Source organism: Pseudoalteromonas sp. AOP7-A1-14 (assembly GCF_052376275.1).
Classification (GTDB): Bacteria; Pseudomonadota; Gammaproteobacteria; order Enterobacterales; family Alteromonadaceae; genus Pseudoalteromonas.
Map to the genome: position 1 here is coordinate 1 of NZ_JBQSVO010000227.1, position 1,634 is coordinate 1,634.

At 42.7% G+C, this 1,634-nt stretch carries 3 protein-coding genes; all 3 read right to left on the reverse strand.

Features of this window, described 5'->3' with window-relative positions; genetic code table 11:
• Positions 1–40: 40 nt before the first annotated feature.
• Positions 41–370 carry a hypothetical protein gene (locus tag ACT3RM_RS17725; RefSeq protein WP_444511493.1) on the reverse strand — a complete coding sequence of 110 codons (330 nt, stop codon included), beginning with the start codon at positions 368–370 and terminating at the stop codon, positions 41–43.
• Between the two features lie 84 nt (positions 371–454).
• Positions 455–1,153: a DUF3592 domain-containing protein gene (locus tag ACT3RM_RS17730; RefSeq protein ID WP_444511494.1), complete on the reverse strand. Its 699-nt coding sequence runs from the start codon at positions 1,151–1,153 to the stop codon at positions 455–457.
• Positions 1,154–1,245: 92 nt separating this feature from the next.
• A partial coding sequence (locus ACT3RM_RS17735) for a hypothetical protein (RefSeq protein WP_444511495.1) occupies positions 1,246–1,634 on the reverse strand: 389 nt, incomplete at its 5' end.

The window sequence follows — 1,634 nt, forward strand, 5'->3', positions numbered from 1 at the left end:
GCCATCATGCGCTTGTCGCATGCATGGCATTGTTATGTGTTTATTTTTCAGATTTTTTGATTTCATATTGGTCTGCGCCATGATTCCCCAGATTCGGGGCACTATTTCTTGGCTTAAATATTGGAGCCGTCGGATGCTTCGGGTAGTAAAGGTTGATAGTAAACCGTTCGGCATACTCACAAGAACGAAGATCAACCAATGTTCCGGCCTCAACAGTGACTCCTTGAGCCTCCACATCTTCTGCCAGCTCAGCAACGAAGGGCTTAGAACACAATAGGTCCATGCCTGGAGAATTTGCCCACCAACCTACTGCCGCACCTACAATTAGGCTCAGGGCAACGGTCAAAGCAACCAGAAACACTCTCTTCAATCTTCACCCCCCTGCAACACATAACGCTAAGCTAAGCCGAGCGCGCTTTTTGCGCGTCGGCTTGAGCTTTTTGTTAGAGCCATTTTAACTTGCAATCTCAGGAAGAAAAGAAATGTCAACATGGTATTTTTTGGGGTTGTCTCTTTCTATTAGAACAGTAATTTCATCAGTATTAATGTGCTCAGTGGGATCGAACCATATATTTTCACTACTAAATAAGTGTATTTCAGATGTGGTAGGGTTTTTCCATTGAGCACAAATTTTATATGGGTTTCTACCATTTACTTCAAGTGAGCCATTGATTTCCACGTTTTGAAATTTGGCCTTAATTGGAATCCCATTTTTTTTCAAATATTCAATCTTTTTACCCTTCAAGCTTCCTAGCAGTATGATTAAGAATCCAGTGAGGAAAAAAACCGAACCTAGCCCCCCCAAAATAGTTGGCGCACCCCACAAAGAAAAGAAACCATTTATTTTAGCTCGCTCAGGAAAAGTCTCTTGATACAAAATTTCAACAATTTCGCCTCTAGAATAACTTGGAGGGTTACTTCCAGACGACGAGGTGAATTCAATAGTTGAACCATCTTGTGTTATAAATTCAATCATCGGTCTATATGTATCTGAGTCACTTGATCTTGAGCGTACAAGTTCTACGACTGTCCCGTCAGCTGTTAGCGCATTCTTCAGAAAATCCTGTGTATTTGTAAATAAGAAAAATGCCCCGACTAGCATGCCAAGCCCGACCACTGTAAACGTATATTTTATTATTGAAATTGTTCTCATATTTTTCCTTGTAGCTCTAACGCCGCCAGCACGCGCGGCTTTGTAGTGGAGGCGAAGCCGCAACGAAAAAGCCGTCGCTGTGCCTGGCCTTGTTAGCTGTGTGCATTCTGCCGCACCGCACTGATAAATAAGATAAAAATACCCACAGCCACGAGTACCGATGTTGCAAGGCCTACCTTGTCAAAGTGATAGTGAGTGACACCGGTCTGGACGCTCATGACAGGAATTAAGATACCCACAAGATTTAATTTCCAGAAAATGGTGCTACATTTTTTCTGCCCGCTCAAATAGAAAAACCATATGGTTGTGATTAATACCAATGGAGCGGTAACAACCAAGTGCATAAGCAACTGCATGCCACTTGGCTCATGCACCACCAACCAGCCATGGAGTGATAAGTAGATTATGGCTGCGTAAATCAGATTAGCTAATGTCAGTATTACTGCTGATGCAAGATTTAACATGGCTTTCCCTACCGTAC